Source organism: Holtiella tumoricola (genome assembly GCF_027857615.1).
Classification (GTDB): domain Bacteria; phylum Bacillota; class Clostridia; order Lachnospirales; family Cellulosilyticaceae; genus Holtiella; species Holtiella tumoricola.
Genome location: NZ_JAQIFT010000073.1, coordinates 1 through 19,228, shown reverse-complemented (window position 1 = coordinate 19,228; position 19,228 = coordinate 1). Strand labels below are relative to the sequence as shown.

The window sequence follows — 19,228 nt, the reverse complement described above, 5'->3', positions numbered from 1 at the left end:
AGAATTAAATACTCAAATATTTTTGGTGGCGATGCGACTAGGGGACACACCCGTTCCCATACCGAACACGTAGGTTAAGACCTAGTCGGCCGATGGTACTTGTCTGGAGACGGACCGGGAGAGTAGGTGGCTGCCAAATTTTTAATATGGCCCAGTGGTACAGTTGGTTAGCACGCCGCCCTGTCACGGCGGAGGTCGAGGGTTCGAGTCCCTTCTGGGTCGTTTAATATCGCGGAGTGGAGCAGTTGGCAGCTCGTCGGGCTCATAACCCGAAGGTCTCAGGTTCAAGTCCTGACTCCGCAATTCACAAAGTTCTAGAGTTTATCTAGGACTTTTTTTGTGCGTAAAAATAAAAAGATTTATTTTAAAAATATAATACTATGGTACAATTTATAGGTATGAATATTGAATTTAAACATAAGGGAGATTCAGAGCATGCTAATAACAAAACATAGTACATTTATTATGATTGGAGATTCAGTAACAGATTGTGGAAGAAAGAGACCTGAAGGTGAAGATATTAGTGGAGGTAATGGATGGGGACAGGGTTATGTTAATTTAGTTAGAAACCATTTAGGTGCATTTTATCCAGAATACGGAATTAGAGTAATCAATAAAGGGAATTCTGGAGAGCAATCAGGTGATTTATTACCAAGGTGGGAAGAGGATGTACTTGCTTACAAGCCAGAATGGGTAAGTATATTAATTGGTATCAATGATGTATGGCGTATATTTGATTCAGCTAATATGGTAGAGACACATGGTAAGAGAGAACTGTATGAAAGTCATCTACGCACTGTTATAGAAAAAACACTATCTACTACAAATAATATTATTCTTATGGGTCCTTATTTTATTGAAAGTAATAAGCAAGATGCTATGAGACAAGAAATGGATGCATATGGAGCAATCTGCAAAAAAATAGCAGAGGAGTATGGATTATTCTTTATAGATTTACAAGCTACTTTTGATGGGGTATTAGAACATGTACATCCAATGTATTTTGGATGGGATCGTATTCACCCCAATACAATAGGACATACACTTATTGCTAAACAGATTTTAGATATTATTGAAGCGTAGTATAAGCTATTACATATCTAAAGATTAAATAAAAAATCATGATAAGAATAAGCCATAGCTATCTAGTAATAGTCTATGGCTTATTTTTATGTTTTTAATAATTTATCAAAATGGTATTAAGAAATATTCTGTAAATGATATTGACTTATAGCTACTTGGTGATACAATATAGTTAACTAGTAGGTATTGCATAGTAGTAAGGGGTGAAAAAATGTACGATCAGACACAGCTGAGAAAAGGAACGTTAGAAGGATGTATCTTGAAAATTATTTGTAAGGAAGAAACCTATGGATATGAGATTGTATCTAAACTACAAGAGGCTGGTTTTAAGGAAGTTAAAGAAGGAACGATTTATCCTTTATTAGTAAGACTAGAGAAAAAGGGTGTTGTATGCTCGAAGTTTAAGGCATCGCCTTTAGGACCTAGCCGTAAGTACTATCAATTAACTGAAGAAGGGCAAGTATTATTAGAAGAATTTCAGGAAGCTTGGAATGAAGTTTCATATATTGTAAATCAGTTATTAAAGGATGGGGATTTATATGAAAAATGAATTAGCATTATTGAAGAAGGAAAATAAATTAAGAACAGAATTTATACCAGAAGAAGACAGAGATATGATTAGGCGTATGTCTCAATATATGAGTTCAAGGAGAATAGGTGCTTTTGATGTAGAAGTAACACGTAAAGAGCTTATTGGTATGGCATTAGGAGCAATGCAAGATGGAGAGTCTTTACAGACCGTAATAGGAAAAGATGAAAAAGAGTTTTGTGATGATATCATAGAAAATAGCAAAAAAACACTAGTAAGCGAAGTACTATTAATGAGTATATTACGTGGAATAATGTACTATGGCATTGCTTTAATAGCGTCTGTATTACTCTTTGATGTGTATGGAAAGGTTACATTCGATAGTTATCTTTTAATATTTGCACCATTATGGGCATTATTTTGTGTGATTATAGATATTTTTATTGGTGAAAGATACAGTTATGAAGAAGGCTTTAAAAAGTATATTCCTATGATTATATTTTGTGTATCGCTATTCATATGCTTATTTTTAGAGGACTATTTATTACCAGGTGTAGTTGTAGAAGTAAGTAGAGGACTTGTATTAGGTATCGTGATTGTAGGAGGAGTTGTATTAAAATTTATTTATGATTCTTATATCAACTATATTGCAAAAAATTATCACTGGAGAGATTAATGATAATTTTTATAGTATAAAATGCCCTTTGTCTATTTGACAGAGGGCATTTTGCTTAGTGTTTTTAGTATGTTACTTATTACTTGGAAGATCTTCTTGAGCAGGATTATTAATGAGCTTACCTGTATAGTCAAAGCGAGAACCATGACAAGGGCAATCCCAGCTGAGTTCATCAGGATTCCATTCCAGTTGACAACCAAGATGAGGGCAGCGCGTAGAAACTATAAAGGTTTCACCTGATGGTGATTTATAGACTCCGACTTTATCACCTTCATATTCAACAACACCACCATGCCCTACAGGAAGAGCTTCAATTTCAGTATTGGGTTTAGTGAATAATTGTCTTGAAAGGGATTTGACAGCATGAGTTGTTTCATCTAGAGACGCTTTGGCAGATTCGGCGATAGATATACGAAGAGGAGAAAATACTTCGGCATAATCATTAACTTTACCTAAAATAGCATCGCTAATAATATGAGCAGACACCATAGAACTAGTCATTCCCCACTTGCCAAAACCGGTTGCTACATACCAATGTGGTGTAGAATGAGAGAACTGTCCAATATAGGGTACACCATCTAAAGGCATACAATCTTGAGCAGACCAATGAGTAACTTCTTGAGACTGTGGCCAGAATTCCTTTGCTTTTCCCCTTAAGAAGTTATATTGACCACCTTTGGAGTTTTCACCTGTACGATGATTGCCACCTCCTAGTAATAGGAGGTCACCACTATTTCTAAAAGATAATCCATTTGGATCAATACCGAGATAAGTACCATCTAATTTACAGGCATTTTTTAAAGCAATAACGTAGCTACGTTCTTGATGCATACGTAAAAAATAGTAGCCAGGTTTATTCATAAAAGGATAGTGGCAGGCAAAAACAATATCTTTGGCAGTTACAGTTCCTCTATCTGTAAAGATACGTTGACCCTCTACATTATTAACTTTTGTATGCTCATAAATCGTTAAGTTTTTTGAGATAGCTTCAATAAATTTTAGGGGATGAAATTGAGCTTGCCTATCCAGTTTGACAGCTCCTTCAACTGGGAAAGGAAGCTGAGTATCTGTTACAAAAGTAGCGGGTAAACCTACAGTTTGAGCTGCAAGCGCCTCTTCTTTAAGTGATTTGCTATCAAGTGTGGAGTAAATATGAGCTGGGTAATCTTCAAATTCACATTCGATAGCATGTTCTTTGATAATTTCACGATAGCTTGTAATGGCTTGTTGATTTGCCTGGGCATATTGAGTAGCCTTATTTTTCCCAAAATCTTTAATAAGTTGATGATAAATGAGTCCATGTTGTGAAGTAACTTTAGCGGTTGTACCACTAGTTTGTCCACTAGCAACTGTATCGGCCTCTAGAATAATAGCTTGAATACCTTGTTTCTGTAAAAAATAAGCAATTAATGTTCCTGCAAGCCCGCCGCCGATAATTGCTACATCGACTGTAAGATCACCCTTTAGCGTGGGATGTTTTGTTAATTGTACATTTTGTTTCCAAATTGAATGCATTCGTATTCACCTCGTATTTAGGGTTAACAAAATGAATAAAATTAACACTCTATAAAATGATTTTTTATAAAGAATATTAATTTGAACAGACACCACCCATAGCACGGTATTTTCCAGGACTAATGCCTGAATACTTTTTGAAGCTTTTTAAGAAATAGAAGTAATCGTTATAGCCTACTTTTTCACTGATATCATTTAAAGAAAGATCGCTATTAAGTAGAAGTTGTTTAGCTTTTTGTATACGAAGTTGGCATATGTAATCGGTATAAGTGGAGCCAGTTTCTTTACGGAAGAGTTGGCTGATATAACTTTGATTTAAATTAAAATTTGAGGCAATATCAGATAAAGAAATATTATTCATATAGTTACCATTAATAAACTGCAAGATATAGATAAAAGTATTGTTATGAGTAGATGGTAATTCTACAGGAATAGATTCTTCTAAGAGCATATCAGAAAGTGTTGTAATCATAGTAGAGAAGTGATTGAAGTTTTGATAAAGCTCTTCTAGGTTATGAATATAATAGTCCTCCAAATCTAATTGTGTATAATCAGTAATATAGGTTATAGATAAATTCCATACTTTTAAAGCAAAATATATATTATAATTTGAAAACTGACTAGGGTTGTTAATTTTAGAAAGTGCCAGTTTAATATCAGGTAAATTTCTTGTTGTCAGTATTTTCTTAAGGTCAGTAATAAAGTGGTGATGGTTACTCGGTATAGTAGTACATAAATAAGGTGCCTCAAAAAAGAAAAATTGATAAGCCATAATAATAGTCTGGCGAAGTGTTTGTTTAAAGGTTTCAAGGGTCACTGGTGTTGGATATAATCCAATCCCTTTAACTTTTGAGTCACTGAGTAAAGTATTGGTCAGATAGAGTTCATTGAAAGGTTCATTAGATAAATAGATGTATTTATTAGCTCCAAATTTAATAGTTACATAGTTTGAAGCGATATTATATAAAGGAAGAAGTGCTCCTATAGAGACCATAATATGAACTTTTTCGGAATTAAGATGTTTTTCTTGGAAATAAGAAGTTAAAAAATCTAAATCTTGATTTTCTAATGCATCAATAATATCATAGCTAGACTGATTTAGTTTAGAGGTATTCATAATTCCTTTACGCAAAAGAGTTGTAATTTCTCCATAATCTAAAGGTTTAATACAGTAACCTAATACATTATATTTAATAGCTTTTTGAGCGTAAGTAAAATCAGCATAACCACTAATAATGATAAGCTGAATGTGAGGAAAATGATTAAATACATAATCACATAAATCTAAGCCGCTAAGGCCTGGCATACGTATATCTGTAATAATAAGGTCAACAGGATGGGTTTTGATAAATTCTAATGCATCTATACTATTTGAAAATGTACCTACGACTTTTACATTAAGAGATTCCCACGGGATAGAATTAAGCATTGATTTAATAATAAAGGTTTCATCATCAACAAGTATTATATTAAGCATAGTGACCTCCTTGATTTATTATGGGTAATAAAATGGTAATTTTAGTACCGATACCCTGAGTACTTTCGATAGATAATCCATAGTCATCCCCATACTCTAGGCGAATTCGATTATGAACATTAAGTAATCCAATATGAGAAGTTGGAGAAGAAATTAGGTTACTTGGTAAAGAGAGTGATTCTTTTAGGTGTTCAAGAGTATTTTCGGGAATGCCGATACCATCATCTTGAACTATAATTTGTAACCCATTATCTAGGAAAAGACTTCCTATATACAAGATACCGGATTCTAATTTAGGTTCTAGGCCATGAAAAATAGCATTTTCTATTAACGGTTGAAGAATCATTTTTGGAACAGTAAGATTTTCAGTAGGAAGCATAATATTATAGATTACATCAAATTTGGAATTAAAACGTATAAGTTGTATATCAATATAAGATTTTATAACAGAGACCTCTTCATAAAGTAAGGTTTTATTGGCACCTTTAATACTATAATGAAAGATTTTTCCCATACCAAGAGCAATTTGAGCAATTTGTGGACAGTTATTTTCTAGGGCTAGTCCTCTAATGGATTCTAAAGTATTGTATAAAAAATGAGGATTAATTTGGCTCCTTAGATGTAAAAGCTCAGCTTTATTTTTTTGAAGTTCTAGCTCATACATTCTTGTGGTTGTAGTAAAAAGCTGTTTATTAAGAGAAGTAATCTCTGAAATCATTAAATTAAATTCGTTTGAGAGTGTTACAATTTCCGTGCTACCTTCAAGAGAAATGGGTTGTTTTAAGTTTTTCATATTTCCTTCTCCGATATTTTTGACAAACTTATAGAGATTATTGATTGGAGTAAGGAAATTTGATAATAGTAGTTTTATACTCAACCAGATAAAGATAATAATACATCCAATAATAAGAGAAGTAAGAAATAGTGTATCTTTTAGCTGGAGTGATAATGCATGTTTATCAATAGCACTAATAAGATAGTAATTTAACTCAGGTATAAAAGAGGTATAGACAAGGAAATCTTTGTTTTCAGATTCTATAAAATCACTAGTAAGTGTACTTTGTATAAAAGCATCTTTGGAGATAGAGGTTGTAATAATATGTGTAGCTAATGCTTCTGTACAATTAAATGGATAAATATTACCATTATTATCTCCTATTATAAAATATGTAGTTTCTTCATAGGTATCTCTAGGTAAAGAAGTAGCAAATTTAGAAGGATCTATAGATATAATTAAATTGCCTAAATAGTTACCGTAAGAAGAAGAAGAATGAAAACCAAAGATACTTTTTGCAAATACTAAATAAGGCATACTTGTTGCATTAAAAAAAGAAGAGGACATAATTCCTAAGCTATTAATTTGTGCAGTGTTCGTATAGCTAGAAGTAACTCTTCTAAGGGTAGCATCATCAAATAGGTTTGAATATGCAAAGTCATTACCTATTAGTGCGATATCAGCCACATCATCATTCATAATACTTAAAGAGAGGAAGAGTCGATTTAGATTGTTTAAATAGATGGTCGTATCAGCACTAAAAGGAGCAGCGAGTAAATATTCTAGATTTGGATCAAATTGTATAAATTCATATAAAGTAGAAACCCTTTTATAAAGATAGTCAATATCAGATTTAAAACGTAAAGCACGAGAAGTGGAATATGCAATTTGTTTGTCTAATAATAATTCCTTTATACTTAATGTAATAAAGGATGTTAATACAAGGCATGTCGTTAGTAAAAACATAGACAGTACAATGAATTGTTTTTTTAATGAGTATTTTTTTAGTTTAAACATAGTTTATCTCCATATGTAAAAATGCAATTATATTAACTAATTATAATATAATTTTATAAAAAAATATATGCAAAATTAATAGATGACCTAAAGATTTTATATATAAGAAAATGCATAATAAAAAAAATGCATAAAGCTATAGACTCATTACATTTTTTTTTGGAGAAATTGATAGTAAAATTTTATTATCAAGTAAAGAGGAGGGAATATATGAGGACTATAGAAATAGGGGGAAGTAAACAAAAAGAAAAAGTGCCATTTATTAAACACAATACATGGCAAAAGATAAAAAATGATAGGTTACTTTATGTCATTATTATTCCAGTTATTATATGGTATATCATGTTCTGCTATGTACCAATGGGAGGATTGGTATTAGCTTTTAAACAGTTTAGATATGATATGGGATTATGGAATAGCCCTTGGATTGGCTTAGAAAACTTTAGGCTTATGTTTGAAGATAGAGACTTCTGGATTGCCTTCAAGAATACCCTTATTTTTAGTGGTGGTAAAATGCTCTTCCACTTTCCAGTGCCTATTATTATAGCTATTTTACTTAATGAAATTAAAAATCCAAAGCTTAAAAAGTTTTATCAAACAGTATTTACCTTCCCACACTTTATTTCATGGGTTGTATTGGCAGGGGTATTAACAAATATGTTTGCTTCTAATGGGATCGTAAATCAAATGCTAGGTGCCATGGGAATGGATACAATAGCACCGTTAGTATCTACTACAAGCTTTAGACCTTTTATCTGGATATCTAATATCTGGAAAGAACTAGGGTGGGATTCTATTATTTATCTTGCAGCTTTTGCAAGTATTGATCCTGGTCTTTATGAAGCAGCCAGTATAGATGGGGCAAATAGATGGCAAAAAATGTTGCATGTTTCCTGGCCAGGGATTAGGAGCACAGTAGCGATTATGTTCATATTAGCCATAGGACAGATTATGACAAATGGTGCTAACTTTGATCAAATCTTTAACTTATATTCATCTCCTGTATATTCGGTAGCAGATACAATAGATACATATGTATTTAGAAAATCTTTTGTTACTGGGGGTAACTTTGGATATACGACTGCATTGGGATTATTTAAGTCTATTATAGGCGTAGTATTATTAACAACAGCGAATAAAGTAGTCACAAAATATGGCGAACAAGGCTTATTCTAAGGGGGGAGAGTATATGAAAATCAAGAAATTGAAATCTATAAGTCCATTTGAAGTTATTCTAATAGTATTCTTGACATTATTAGCGATCATTACGATATACCCTTTTTATAATGTGCTTATTACGTCTATTGCAAATACTAAATCTATTGCAGAACATACACCATATTTATTACCTTATGTAGTCGACTGGACAGGGTATAAAACAATTATGGATGATATTTATTTTTATAAAGCACTAGGGGTAACTGTTTTTATTACTGCTGTAGGGACAGCAGTCAATATGTTGCTATCAGTAAGTGGTGCCTATGTATTATCTAAGAAAGATTTAATCGGACGTAAGGTTATTTTATGGTTGGTTCTTTTTACAATGTTATTTAATGGTGGTTTAGTACCTACATATTTAGTAGTAAAAGATTATGGGTTAGTAAATAGTGTCTGGTCAATGATTTTACCATGTGCGATTAGTACTTACTATATGATTATTATGAAAAACTATTTTATGAGTTTACCACCTAGTCTTATAGAAGCAGCTAAAATAGATGGGGCTAATGAATTTACAATTTTATTAAAGGTTATATTACCAATCTCACTTCCATTTATGGCTACATTTGCATTGTTCTATTCAGTAGAAAGATGGAATGAATGGTGGAATGCATTACTTTATATTAATCAAAAGAGCCTTATGCCATTACAAATGTATTTAAGAGAGGTATTGATCAACTTTAATGCTCAGCTTGCAGCACAGGCACAAGCAATACTTGGAAGTGGTAATAAAGTTTATATGCAATCAGTGCAAATGGCAACAATTGTGGTAGCAACCCTACCTATTTTATGTGTATATCCTTTTGTACAAAAACACTTTGTAAAAGGGGTTATGGTAGGTTCTGTTAAAGAGTAATATAAATTTATTGAGGAGGGAAAGTATGAAGAATTCTAAAAAGTGGATCGCAGTAATCATGGGGCAATTAATACTAGCAAGTGCATTAACAGGGTGTGGAACAGCAGATAAAGCAACAACTGGTACAACTCAAGGGGGCAATACATCTACGACACAAGGTGCTACAGATAAAAAGATGAAGATTACGGTAGCACATTGGGATGCAGAAAAAGGGCTTGCAAATAAGGCAAACGATAAAGTACTACAAACCTTAGAAGAAAAATTTAATGTAGAGTTTGAAGCAATGAATATAACTTGGGATGACTATATCCAAAAGATTCAATTATGGGCTGCATCAGGAAGTTTACCAGATATTTTCTCAATCGATGCAATCGGTACATCATTCTATCATGATTGGATTTCACAAGGTGTAGTAAAAGGATTACCAGAAGACTTATCAAAGTATGAGAACTTAAATAAGTATGTACAAGCTGATGATATTGAAGCATTGAAAATAGATGGTCAACTTTATTGTATTCCAAGAAAGACTTATCCAGATAATGTTTGGAATGCAATCGATAGAACAGTTATTTATAGATGGGACCTTGCTCAAAAAGCAGGTGTAACGAAAGAACCAGAAACTTGGGAAGAATTTAGTGATATGATGACTAAAATTATCCAAGCAGATCCAGAAGGGAAGAAGATTGCAGGTTTAACAACAACAGCAACCTCATTATTAGATGGCTTTTTATTCACATATAGTTTACCACTTGCTATGTCTGATGGAAGTGGTAGTGACTATAAATGGGTAGAGCAAGATGGCAAATACATTCCAGCATATTTTATAGGGGATGCAGTTTCTACATTCCAATTAGCAAGAGATTTATATACTTCAGGTGTTATTGAACCAGATATTGCATTAACTAAATTACAACAAGCTCAAGATAAATTTTTACAAGGCCAATCAGCAGCAATTCTTCGTGCAGGTGGACCAGAAACACTTTATGATTACGCAGGTAAATACTGGGAAGAAATTTATCCGGGACACAATATTTTTGATGATGTAAAAGTACTTAAATTATTACCAAGTAAAGACGGTAACAAATACTATTCAGTATTTAGAACATCTTGGTCAGAATCTTATATTTCATCTAAGGTAGATGATGAAAAATTAGATCGTATCTTACAAATTTATGATTACCTTATCTCTGACGAAGGCAGTCATTTGATTGATTATGGTATTGAAGGAGAAGATTTTGATATTGTAGATGGTAAAGTTGTATTAAAAACAGAAGATATAACTGAAAAATATCCATCTACTCAAGTATTTAATACATTAGCACAATGGTCACGTAGTGTATGGGATGAAAGTGTACCAGCACGTACTCCAGAGGGGTATAGACAATTAGCATTAGATAAGTATGAGGAAGCAGCTAAAGAGGGTACATTACCAGAGTTTGATATGAGATATACTTATTTATCTACACCATTAAAAGATAAGTTTGTAATTAAGCCAGCTGAAGACTTATTAAATATTATGATGGGATCTGAGCCAGTAGAGAAAATGTATCAAGATTTACTTGATAAGTATGAGCAACAAGGTCTTTCAAAAATGATAGAAGAAGTAAATGCTGTTGCAAAAGAAAAGGGATGGCAATAAGCAAATAGAAAAGGGGGCGCTGTGCAGCCCCTTTTTGCTTATCAGTATATAATCAATATATTTTTTAGAGAGTAGAGGGAAAAAATATGAGTACAATTAAAGGATATATGACACATAAGGAAGAATGGGTGTATCCAGATGTAGAGTTATGTCAGTTAGAACAAGAAGTTAGTTTAACAATGGCGCAAAATAGTAGAAGAGGTATTCAATTTGTCGTAGAGTGTGGTGAGCAATCTTTAGAGATAGCGATAAATGGGGCAGTGGAGTATGAAATTTTTCAGATGATTCCTATACCTGTAGAGTACAACACAATTAGTGATGAGGCACAAGGTGGGCAATTTGTAATGTTAGACTATACATTACCTAAACCTGCAAATAGTACAAGAAAAGCGCCTTTTGAAGTTTATGATTGTTTAAAGCCAGTAGGACATCATATTCCATCACAAGAAGGGAAATGTGCATTTTATATCACGTTGCAACCAAATAAGGGAGTAGGTACAACCTGTGCAGCAGATATTCAGTTAAAAGTAGGTAATGAGGTACATACTACCAAGGTAAATATGAAAGTCTATCCTGTAAGTATTCCAGAAGAAAAGCTTCAAATTACAAATTGGTTCCACTTAGAAAATATGGCAAAATATCATAATGTGAATTATGGTAGTACTGAGCATCTTGAGATGATTCGAAAATATGCACGTGCTATGAAACGTATGAGACAAACACACTTCTTCATTAGTATAGATGAAAGATGTATTCAGGATAAAGAAAGTTGGCAGTTTGATTTCTCCTATCTTAAACCTATTATTGAAATCTTTTTTGATGAAGGTTTACAAACAATGGAGCTTGGATACATTGCAACAAGAAGCCCACACTATGTAGGTAAAGACTTTAATTTTGTTTTAGACAATACACTATCTCTAGAGAGTACTGAAGGCTATTTGGTAATGAACAAATATCTAAAAGCAATCAAGAAATTCTTAGAAGAAAATAAATGGGGAGAGCGAGTAATCTTCCATATTTCAGATGAACCAGATGTGCATACAAGTGATGCGAATGTTATAGAAGAGCGTAAGAAAACATATTATATGATTGCGAGTCAATTACGTAAGCATATTTCAGGCGTAAAAGTGATAGAAGCAGTGGCTACTTCAGGATTTAAAGGTGGCATTGATATATGGGTACCATTATCTGCAAGCTATGAAAACCAAAAAGAAGCATTTGATCAACTGATTGATAATGGAGAAGAGGTATGGAACTATGTATGCTGTTCTCCAGGGGGTGCATACCTTAATAGATTTTTAGATTTTGAATTAATTCGAAACAGATTACTATTTTGGGGTTGTTCAGCCTATAAGTTATCAGGATTTTTACATTGGGGATTTAATATGTACTTATATGACATGGATCCTTTTAAAACAACAAGTTGTCATAATGATACAGGGCTAGGAACCAACTTTCCTTGTGGAGACGCTTTCATTGTATATCCAGGAGAGGGTGAACCATGGATTTCTATGAGATTAGAAGCACAAAGAAGAGGAGCAGAAGATTGTGAACTTCTAAATCTATTAAGAGAGAAGGACATGGTAGCATATAATGAAATTATTTCACATGTTTTCAAGAGTAATCAAGAGTATTTAAGTAATACAAATGAGTTTGAATTATGGTATGAAAGGTTACTATGTGCATTAAACTAAAAATAGAACAATAATTTTATTAAATAAAAATATTTAAAATAGTACAAATTAAAATATTGACCGATGTTCATTTTTGATGTATAACAAAAGTGAATGTTGGTCATTTTTATTTTGTGTTGAAAGAGGGAACGAATATGAATAAGAGAATGATTGCTTGGTTACTGGTAGCAATGAGTATGACCAGTACAACAGTCTATGCGACGACTTCTAAGGTAGATGCCTTAGAAACAGTAAGTTCTCCCAAAGAAGAAACCTCACAAACTACTAAAGAAAAAGAAAAAAGGGTACTGATGTTAGATGAAGCAATCGAAAAAGGATTAACCAACAGTTTGATCTTGCAACAAGTTAAGAATCAGGGAGATTTAGCTAAGCTTGTTGCATCTAATGCACCTACTGTTAGAGATACGTTAGAAGATAGTGAAAATGCATTAAAGAGTGCAACCTATTTAATTGATGATGGAAGAGATCAGGTCTATAGCTCAGAATCACAACTACGTTCAGCTCAAGCTGCATTAGACAATGGTATAGCCCCTACAGATATTCCAATTTCAAAGCCAGAGTTAAATTTAAATACGACTATCCCAGCCGGAACACATATTTATGCTCATATTCAAGCTTATTATGAAGGATTAGGATTACCAAGTAATGTAGCCGAAGGTTATGCGAATCAAATTACACCTGTTGTTATACAAGGGGCACAGTCAGTTATTGATAGTAATATGAATAAGCTTGATGCCAGTAAGAAAAAGCTAGAAAGTAGCACACAAGAATACTTATCAAGCAAGGCACAGTATGAAGCAGCCTTGCAGTTTGCAATGGCTAATGTAGCGAGTAAGCTTTCAACCAGTACAATATCTTCTCTTAATCCAAAACCTTTAGGGGAACTTATTGTGAAAATGGCAACAGCCCAAGACGAAGTAACCAGCTACGCTCAAAATATCTTTAAAAATCAAGCAGCTTTACTTATTACAAATAGTTATTTTGAAGCATTAAAGCAACAGAAACTTCTTGAAGTAAAGGATAAAGCTGTAGAAAGAGGTGCTTTGCAATATGAACTGGCACAAGCAGCCTATGATGTAGGTGCTAAATCAAAGGATGATTTAGTTATTGCTAAAACCTATTATGACTCTACTTTAATGAGTAGAGAGCTTCAATTGAAGGACTATAATGCAGCTTTAATCGACTTAAAGAAAAATATTAATATGGATTTAGACGAGGAAATTAAACTAGCAGAGGTTGAACCAAATCTTAAAGAAACTTATAACTTACAACAAGGGATTGAAAGTGGTCTAAAGGCTAGAGTTGAGATTAAAATGGGAGAAACACAAACAAAGCTTTATGAAGACTTAATGAAAGCTGTAACAGCTTCAAACTATAGTTCAACAGATGCTCAATATAAAGAGGTGAAGCTTTTACAAGATAAGGCGAAGATAGAGTTAGATGGAGCAAAGCTTCAGGTAGAAAGTGATATTAGAACTTCCTATTCTACAATGGTGTCTATGCAAAAGATAGTTGAGAAGGCAAATGAGCTTGTACAAAGTGCAAGTGAAACTGTAGAAATTGCTAAAGTGAAATATGAGGTAGGATATGGATATGATAATGCATTACTTAAACAAATGAACTTAGAAGACTTATCAGGAACATTAGTTGAAGTAATTGCAGCAGAAGAAAATCTTACAAACATACAAGAGAAGCAAATAGAAGCCATTAATGGTTATAACTTAGCAAAACTCAAATATTTAAATGACATAGGTGTATTACCATATAAATAGGGGAGGTTATGAGCATGAGTATAAAGGAGTTATTTAAGCAAAAAAGGGTACGAAGTATAAGTATTACAGCTGGTTTATTAGTACTTGTATTAGTAGTTATGTATTTTGGATTTAATGGTACGACAAGTGCAAGTAATATTAATGTAGATAAATTGTTTAATGAGCGAGATGGGCTTGTGGCACAAGGCGTTATTGAAACGAAAGAGATTAATATCAATAGTAAAGTACCTGGTAGAGTCAAGAAAGTCTATGTTGAAGAAGGGCAAGAAGTAAAGCAAGGAGACCCGCTTATTGAGATATCAAGTGATGAGCTACAAGCGAAGAAACAACAAGCCGAGGCAGCGGTAGCACAGGCAGAGGCAGCACTTACAGCAGCTAAAGAGTTACATGAACAAGCTAAAGCCGGTGTTGATGCAGCTAAGGGACTTGTAGAACAAGCACAAGCAGGCATCAGTGCATCTGAAGGGAAAGTAAATGAAGCACAAGCCGGTGTAAAAGCATCTGAAAAACAATATCAAGCAGCCCTTGCAGTTAAACAGAAAGCAGAAAAGGGAGCACGTGAACAAGAAATTGCTAAAGCACAAACAGCTTATGATTTAATGAAAGCTTCATATGACCGTATTGTTGTACTTGAAGAAAAGGGGGCAGTTTCTAAGCAAAAACTAGATGAGATAGCAGCTCAACTTAAAGTAGCAGAAGAAACATTAAGTATGGCAAAAGAAGGTGCAACAACAGAGGATAAATTGGCAGCAACAGCAACAAGTGAGCAAGCAGCAGCAGGTGTAGAAGCAAGTAAAACAAGAGTAGGGCAAGCAGAAGCAGGTGTTACTGCCTCACGTGCACAACTTACTCAAGCTATGGCAGGCGTCGACTCTGCAAATGCACTCTTATTACAAGCAGCAGCAGGTGTAGAAGCGAAAGAAGGCTTAGTTCAACAAGCTAAAGGAGCATTGGCAGAGGTGCAAGCTTATTTAAATGAAGTAGTTATTAAAGCACCTATGGATGGTACAGTAACAACACTTAATTCTAAAGAGGGTGAGCTTGTATCTACAGGAACACAAATAGGAATTGTTAGTAATTTAAAAGATACTTGGGTTCAAGTAAGTGTTAAAGAGACAGAGCTTGCTCAAGTTAAAGAGGGGCAATCTGTACTTGTTAAAGTACTTGCTTATCAGAACCAAGCATTTAATGGTACAGTAACAACCATTAATGCACAGCCTAGCTTTGCAGTGAAACGTGCAACAAACGAAAATGGCGATTTTGATATCGTATCATTTGGTGTAAAAGTACAATTAGATAATCCAGATCAAATTCTAAGACCTGGTATGAGCGCTTATCTTCAATTTACAGAGGAAGAATAAGGTCTACAATGCTAAAGGTCTAGAAGGTGGTGATTAAATGATAGAGAGTATTAAAGAAGAAATACATAAGCTAAAAACAGATAAGCTATTAATCATTGCCTGTTTGATTATTCCTATCTGTGTCAATCTTCTTGTAGGTTGGGAACTTAACAAAGGAGTTATAGATCATATACCTATGGCTATTGTGGACTATGATGAATCTCAATTAAGCAGACAGATTATAGATTACTTTAGGACCAATGATGCTTTTGATATTATTTATGAACTAGATGATCAAGTTGAACTAGAACAATTGCTAGATACAAGTAAGGTAAGAGTCGGGATGGTTATACCTAAAGATTTCTCAAGTGATGTCACAAGCTTGCGAGCACCCAATGTACTCATGCTATATGATGGGAGTCATATGAGTATGACGAGTATTACGAAGGCAAAAGCAAGCGAAATTCTTCTCACTACTCGGGTAGGTGCATCTATTAAACAAATACAAGCAAGACTGGGTAAGAGTTATGATGAAGCCTATACAATGGCAATGCATATTAGTTTTGAAAATAGAACACTTTATAATCCTACTAAGAATTTTAATTACTTTATGACGCCAGGATATGGCACAATCATATGCCAATTAGGAATAGGACTTATGGCAGTGGTCTGTGTGAACTTCCCTAGAGCGTGTAATAAGAGACGAAGTAAGCTCGGCTATATTTGTGGGAAGGTATGCTTTTATGGAGTAATAGGAAGTATAGCAATTATTATCAATATCCTTACTCAGGTCTATCTATTTAAGATCCCTTGTAAGGGGTCTATATGGGTAGCATGTGGACTAAGTGTGTTATTTCTCTTTGCAGTAGCTTCACTGGCTATAGCAGTTTCAGCTTGGTTTCATAATAGAGTTTTAGGTATGGCTATATTAGGACTTCTCCTTATACCTAATTCTATTATGGCAGGTTACACCTGGCCTGTTCTTTCCATGATCCCGTCTTATAAGTGGGGGTCTTGGTTTATTCCATTTACCCATTATGGAGATAATATTAGAGACTTATTCTTAAAAGGAACTATGATGGATGTGGCTAAGGATGTAAGATTTCTAATCTTATTTGTACTCATGATGCTTATATTAGGTACGATAGGTATTTATATTGAACTACTTAGAAAACCAAGGGAGGCGGATAATAGATGAGAACATTTTTGCAAAACCTCCTAAAAGAAATAGACTATACCTCTAAAAAGCTAGGATTACTTATTTTATTCTTTATAGGAATGCCTTTCTTGGGAATGTGGTTTACAGGAGCATATTATAGTGAATATGTAAATGATGTACCCATAGCAGTGTTAGATGAAGATAATAGTAGCCTAAGTAGACAGATTATAGAGTACTTTGATCAAAATGAACGCTATAATGTAGATTATTATGCATCAAGTAGAGAGGAATTAGAGCAGCTTATTAATGAAAGAAAAGTCTATATGGGCCTCTACATTCCACCTGATTTAAATAATAATATTAAACTAGGTAATCAATCTCAAGTTCTGGTCTTAACAGATGGAACTAATGTTATTATAGGAAATAACGTTTATGCAGGAGCTGCACAAATTGTGCAAATGGTTTCAGGAGGAGCAGCTATACAAGTATTACAAGCCAAAGGGTCTTTAGAAGCAAAAATGGCAATGAACGTAGCTGTACCTTTTGGATTTGAGGAAAGGATGCTTTATGATTCTAAACTTACCTATATGAATTACTTAATCTATGGGATCATAGCAGTATTCTTACAACAATTAATGCTTTCAAGTATGGCAACATTACTATCAAGAAATCCAGAAGAAGTAGCCACAAAAGATACTTTTACACAAGTGGCAGCTAAAATGACAGTAGGAGCTGTTTGCCTAATCGCTTCTGGGAGTTTTACAATATTTTTATTACACAAGAAGTTTCATTTAATATTTAATGGTAATGTAATAGTAGCGTTAATATTAAGCTTCTTGTTTGCAGTTGCTATTAGTGGCCCAACTTTAATATTATTTAGTCTTACTAAGAAGAAAACAAGATTTACCCAAATAGCCTATATGCTATCACTTCCTACTTTCTTAACTTGTGGGTATGTATGGCCAGTAGATCAAATGCCGTTGTTACTTGCAATACCTGTAAAAATCTTATGGCCTCTGATGAATTATGCTAGGGCCTTTGATGAAGTTATGATAAAAGGTTTACCATTTGCAACTGTTAGTCAGAATGTAGTAGAATTATTAGTATATAGTTTAATCATGCTTCCTATAGGTATAAAATGCTTTAAAAAAAGCTTTTACAAGAATGAGAAGCGTGAAGAAACAGTGCAGATAGTAAATGAAGAAAATCTTAACTTATAGAGGGAACAGAAGAGATGGGAAAGATAAAGGAAAATCAGCAAAAGAAAAGACAACAACTTTTTGAAACGGCCTTTGATTTATTTACTTCTAAGGGGATACATGAAACAACAATACAGGATATTGCAAAAGCAGCAGGTGTAGCAAAGGGGACGTTTTATCTATACTTCAAAGATAAATATGATTTAATCGACAAACTAAGAAAAAAGAAGACTGCCAAACTTTTTGAAGAGGCAATCAATTTTAGTAGAACAGTTCAGTATGATAATTTTACAGAGCAACTCTTAATTATCATAGAGTATATTATAGATGAGTTTTCTAATAACCAAGACTTACTAAGGTTTATTTACAAAAATTTATCATTAGGAATGGGACTGCAAAATATTCATATAGATACAGATAAAGAACAAGGGGAAAATACAACTAGTTCTATTTATGAGATATTTGAAGAAAGAGTGAAACAAGATGGTTTAGAATTGAAAGACCCGAGGACCACATTATTTTTAGTAATCGAGTTAGTAGGATCTACTTGTTATAATGCCATTTTGTTTGACATTCCATTACCAATAGAAGAGTTTAAGCCATCTTTAAATGAAGCAGTAAGAAAGCTACTTAATGAATAAAGAAGTGATCTTATAGCGTAAAGCCTTATAATAACTAGAAACATTAAGTTATTATAAGGCTTTTTGTATGTGATAAAAGTACCATAGTTACATAATAGTTATGAAGAGAAGAACGGCTTTCTTACTATTATTAAGAAAATATATATTAGCAATGATAAGATAGTAGTTACTATATAAAATATAGAGGGAAGAATTATATGATTATGAATGTGGTAAATACTTATAATATGAATCAAAATAAATGTTGTATAGTAGTAAACGAAGAAGAAAAGTTCTAAGGCATTTATAAAATGGAAGGTATAAAATAGTAAAGAGTAGTGAGATAAAAGCTTCTATAGATATATAAGCTTAATATTAGACCTTCAAGAGCAAACTCTTGAAGACTTTTTGAGGTTTTTAGGTAGGTATATAGGGGGAGGGCTATAAGTCTTAGAGAAAATAGGAGAGAAAAGGTAGATAAAGTAGAGGGGGAATAGGTAAAATGTGGATAAATCTGTTGATATTATGTGAGCAAGTTGAGGATAAAGGAGATAGTTGGTGGATAACATAAAAAAAGGAAAAAAACCTAAAAAAATCCTAGAAATAGTGTTGACTTCTGATTGTTCATGAGGCATAATAAATCAAGTCAGCAGCGCACA

Annotated in this window: 15 protein-coding genes, 2 tRNA genes and 1 rRNA gene; 15 read left to right on the top strand and 3 right to left on the bottom strand. The window is 33.4% G+C overall.

What is annotated here, in order from left to right; all coding sequences use genetic code 11:
- Nucleotides 1–21 precede the first annotated feature (21 nt).
- From rrf to PBV87_RS21945, 6 genes are all read left to right on the top strand, one after another.
- A 5S ribosomal RNA gene (rrf, locus tag PBV87_RS21970) occupies nucleotides 22–139 on the top strand.
- 9 nt (nucleotides 140–148) lie between these two features.
- Nucleotides 149–222: transfer RNA gene (locus PBV87_RS21965), tRNA-Asp, on the top strand.
- Between the two features lie 8 nt (nucleotides 223–230).
- Nucleotides 231–303: transfer RNA gene (locus tag PBV87_RS21960), tRNA-Met, on the top strand.
- A 132-nt stretch (nucleotides 304–435) separates the two neighbouring features.
- Nucleotides 436–1,083, top strand: a complete 648-nt coding sequence (locus tag PBV87_RS21955) for an SGNH/GDSL hydrolase family protein (RefSeq protein ID WP_271013765.1) — start codon at nucleotides 436–438, stop codon at nucleotides 1,081–1,083.
- Between the two features lie 211 nt (nucleotides 1,084–1,294).
- Nucleotides 1,295–1,633 (top strand): PadR family transcriptional regulator, encoded by a 339-nt coding sequence (locus PBV87_RS21950; RefSeq protein ID WP_053982368.1) that lies wholly within the window; start codon nucleotides 1,295–1,297, stop codon nucleotides 1,631–1,633.
- Nucleotides 1,623–2,288, top strand: coding sequence for a hypothetical protein (locus tag PBV87_RS21945; RefSeq protein WP_271013764.1), 666 nt, complete (start codon nucleotides 1,623–1,625; stop codon nucleotides 2,286–2,288). The genes PBV87_RS21950 and PBV87_RS21945 overlap by 11 nt, the downstream gene beginning before the upstream one ends.
- A gap of 72 nt (nucleotides 2,289–2,360) precedes the next feature.
- Here PBV87_RS21945 and PBV87_RS21940 read toward each other — a convergent pair whose 3' ends face one another.
- The 3 genes from PBV87_RS21940 to PBV87_RS21930 form a co-directional block, all read right to left on the bottom strand.
- Nucleotides 2,361–3,803 (bottom strand): FAD-dependent oxidoreductase, encoded by a 1,443-nt coding sequence (locus PBV87_RS21940; RefSeq protein ID WP_271013763.1) that lies wholly within the window; start codon nucleotides 3,801–3,803, stop codon nucleotides 2,361–2,363.
- 76 nt (nucleotides 3,804–3,879) lie between these two features.
- Nucleotides 3,880–5,280 (bottom strand): response regulator transcription factor, encoded by a 1,401-nt coding sequence (locus PBV87_RS21935; protein ID WP_271013762.1) that lies wholly within the window; start codon nucleotides 5,278–5,280, stop codon nucleotides 3,880–3,882.
- Complete coding sequence (locus PBV87_RS21930; protein ID WP_271013761.1) at nucleotides 5,273–7,072, bottom strand: sensor histidine kinase; 1,800 nt, start codon at nucleotides 7,070–7,072, stop codon at nucleotides 5,273–5,275. The genes PBV87_RS21935 and PBV87_RS21930 overlap by 8 nt, the downstream gene beginning before the upstream one ends.
- A 210-nt stretch (nucleotides 7,073–7,282) precedes the next feature.
- On the opposite strand from PBV87_RS21930, the gene PBV87_RS21925 reads away from it, so the two are divergent.
- The 9 genes from PBV87_RS21925 to PBV87_RS21885 all read left to right on the top strand — a co-directional run bounded on the left by PBV87_RS21925 (nucleotide 7,283) and on the right by PBV87_RS21885 (nucleotide 18,590).
- The gene (locus PBV87_RS21925; RefSeq protein WP_271013760.1) at nucleotides 7,283–8,248 is read left to right on the top strand and encodes an ABC transporter permease; all 966 of its coding nucleotides are present in this window, start codon (nucleotides 7,283–7,285) and stop codon (nucleotides 8,246–8,248) included.
- 13 nt (nucleotides 8,249–8,261) lie between these two features.
- The gene (locus tag PBV87_RS21920; RefSeq protein WP_271013759.1) at nucleotides 8,262–9,146 is read left to right on the top strand and encodes a carbohydrate ABC transporter permease; all 885 of its coding nucleotides are present in this window, start codon (nucleotides 8,262–8,264) and stop codon (nucleotides 9,144–9,146) included.
- 25 nt (nucleotides 9,147–9,171) lie between these two features.
- Nucleotides 9,172–10,785: an extracellular solute-binding protein gene (locus tag PBV87_RS21915; protein ID WP_271013758.1), complete on the top strand. Its 1,614-nt coding sequence runs from the start codon at nucleotides 9,172–9,174 to the stop codon at nucleotides 10,783–10,785.
- 86 nt (nucleotides 10,786–10,871) lie between these two features.
- Nucleotides 10,872–12,479, top strand: coding sequence for a DUF4091 domain-containing protein (locus PBV87_RS21910; RefSeq protein WP_271013757.1), 1,608 nt, complete (start codon nucleotides 10,872–10,874; stop codon nucleotides 12,477–12,479).
- Nucleotides 12,480–12,613: 134 nt separating this feature from the next.
- The gene (locus PBV87_RS21905; protein WP_271013756.1) at nucleotides 12,614–14,251 is read left to right on the top strand and encodes a TolC family protein; all 1,638 of its coding nucleotides are present in this window, start codon (nucleotides 12,614–12,616) and stop codon (nucleotides 14,249–14,251) included.
- A gap of 14 nt (nucleotides 14,252–14,265) precedes the next feature.
- Nucleotides 14,266–15,612, top strand: a complete 1,347-nt coding sequence (locus PBV87_RS21900) for an HlyD family secretion protein (protein WP_053982377.1) — start codon at nucleotides 14,266–14,268, stop codon at nucleotides 15,610–15,612.
- Between the two features lie 37 nt (nucleotides 15,613–15,649).
- Nucleotides 15,650–16,789 (top strand): ABC transporter permease, encoded by a 1,140-nt coding sequence (locus PBV87_RS21895; protein WP_271013755.1) that lies wholly within the window; start codon nucleotides 15,650–15,652, stop codon nucleotides 16,787–16,789.
- Nucleotides 16,786–17,970: an ABC transporter permease gene (locus tag PBV87_RS21890; protein WP_271013754.1), complete on the top strand. Its 1,185-nt coding sequence runs from the start codon at nucleotides 16,786–16,788 to the stop codon at nucleotides 17,968–17,970. The genes PBV87_RS21895 and PBV87_RS21890 overlap by 4 nt, the downstream gene beginning before the upstream one ends.
- A 14-nt stretch (nucleotides 17,971–17,984) precedes the next feature.
- Nucleotides 17,985–18,590: a TetR/AcrR family transcriptional regulator gene (locus PBV87_RS21885; protein WP_053982380.1), complete on the top strand. Its 606-nt coding sequence runs from the start codon at nucleotides 17,985–17,987 to the stop codon at nucleotides 18,588–18,590.
- Nucleotides 18,591–19,228 lie beyond the last annotated feature (638 nt).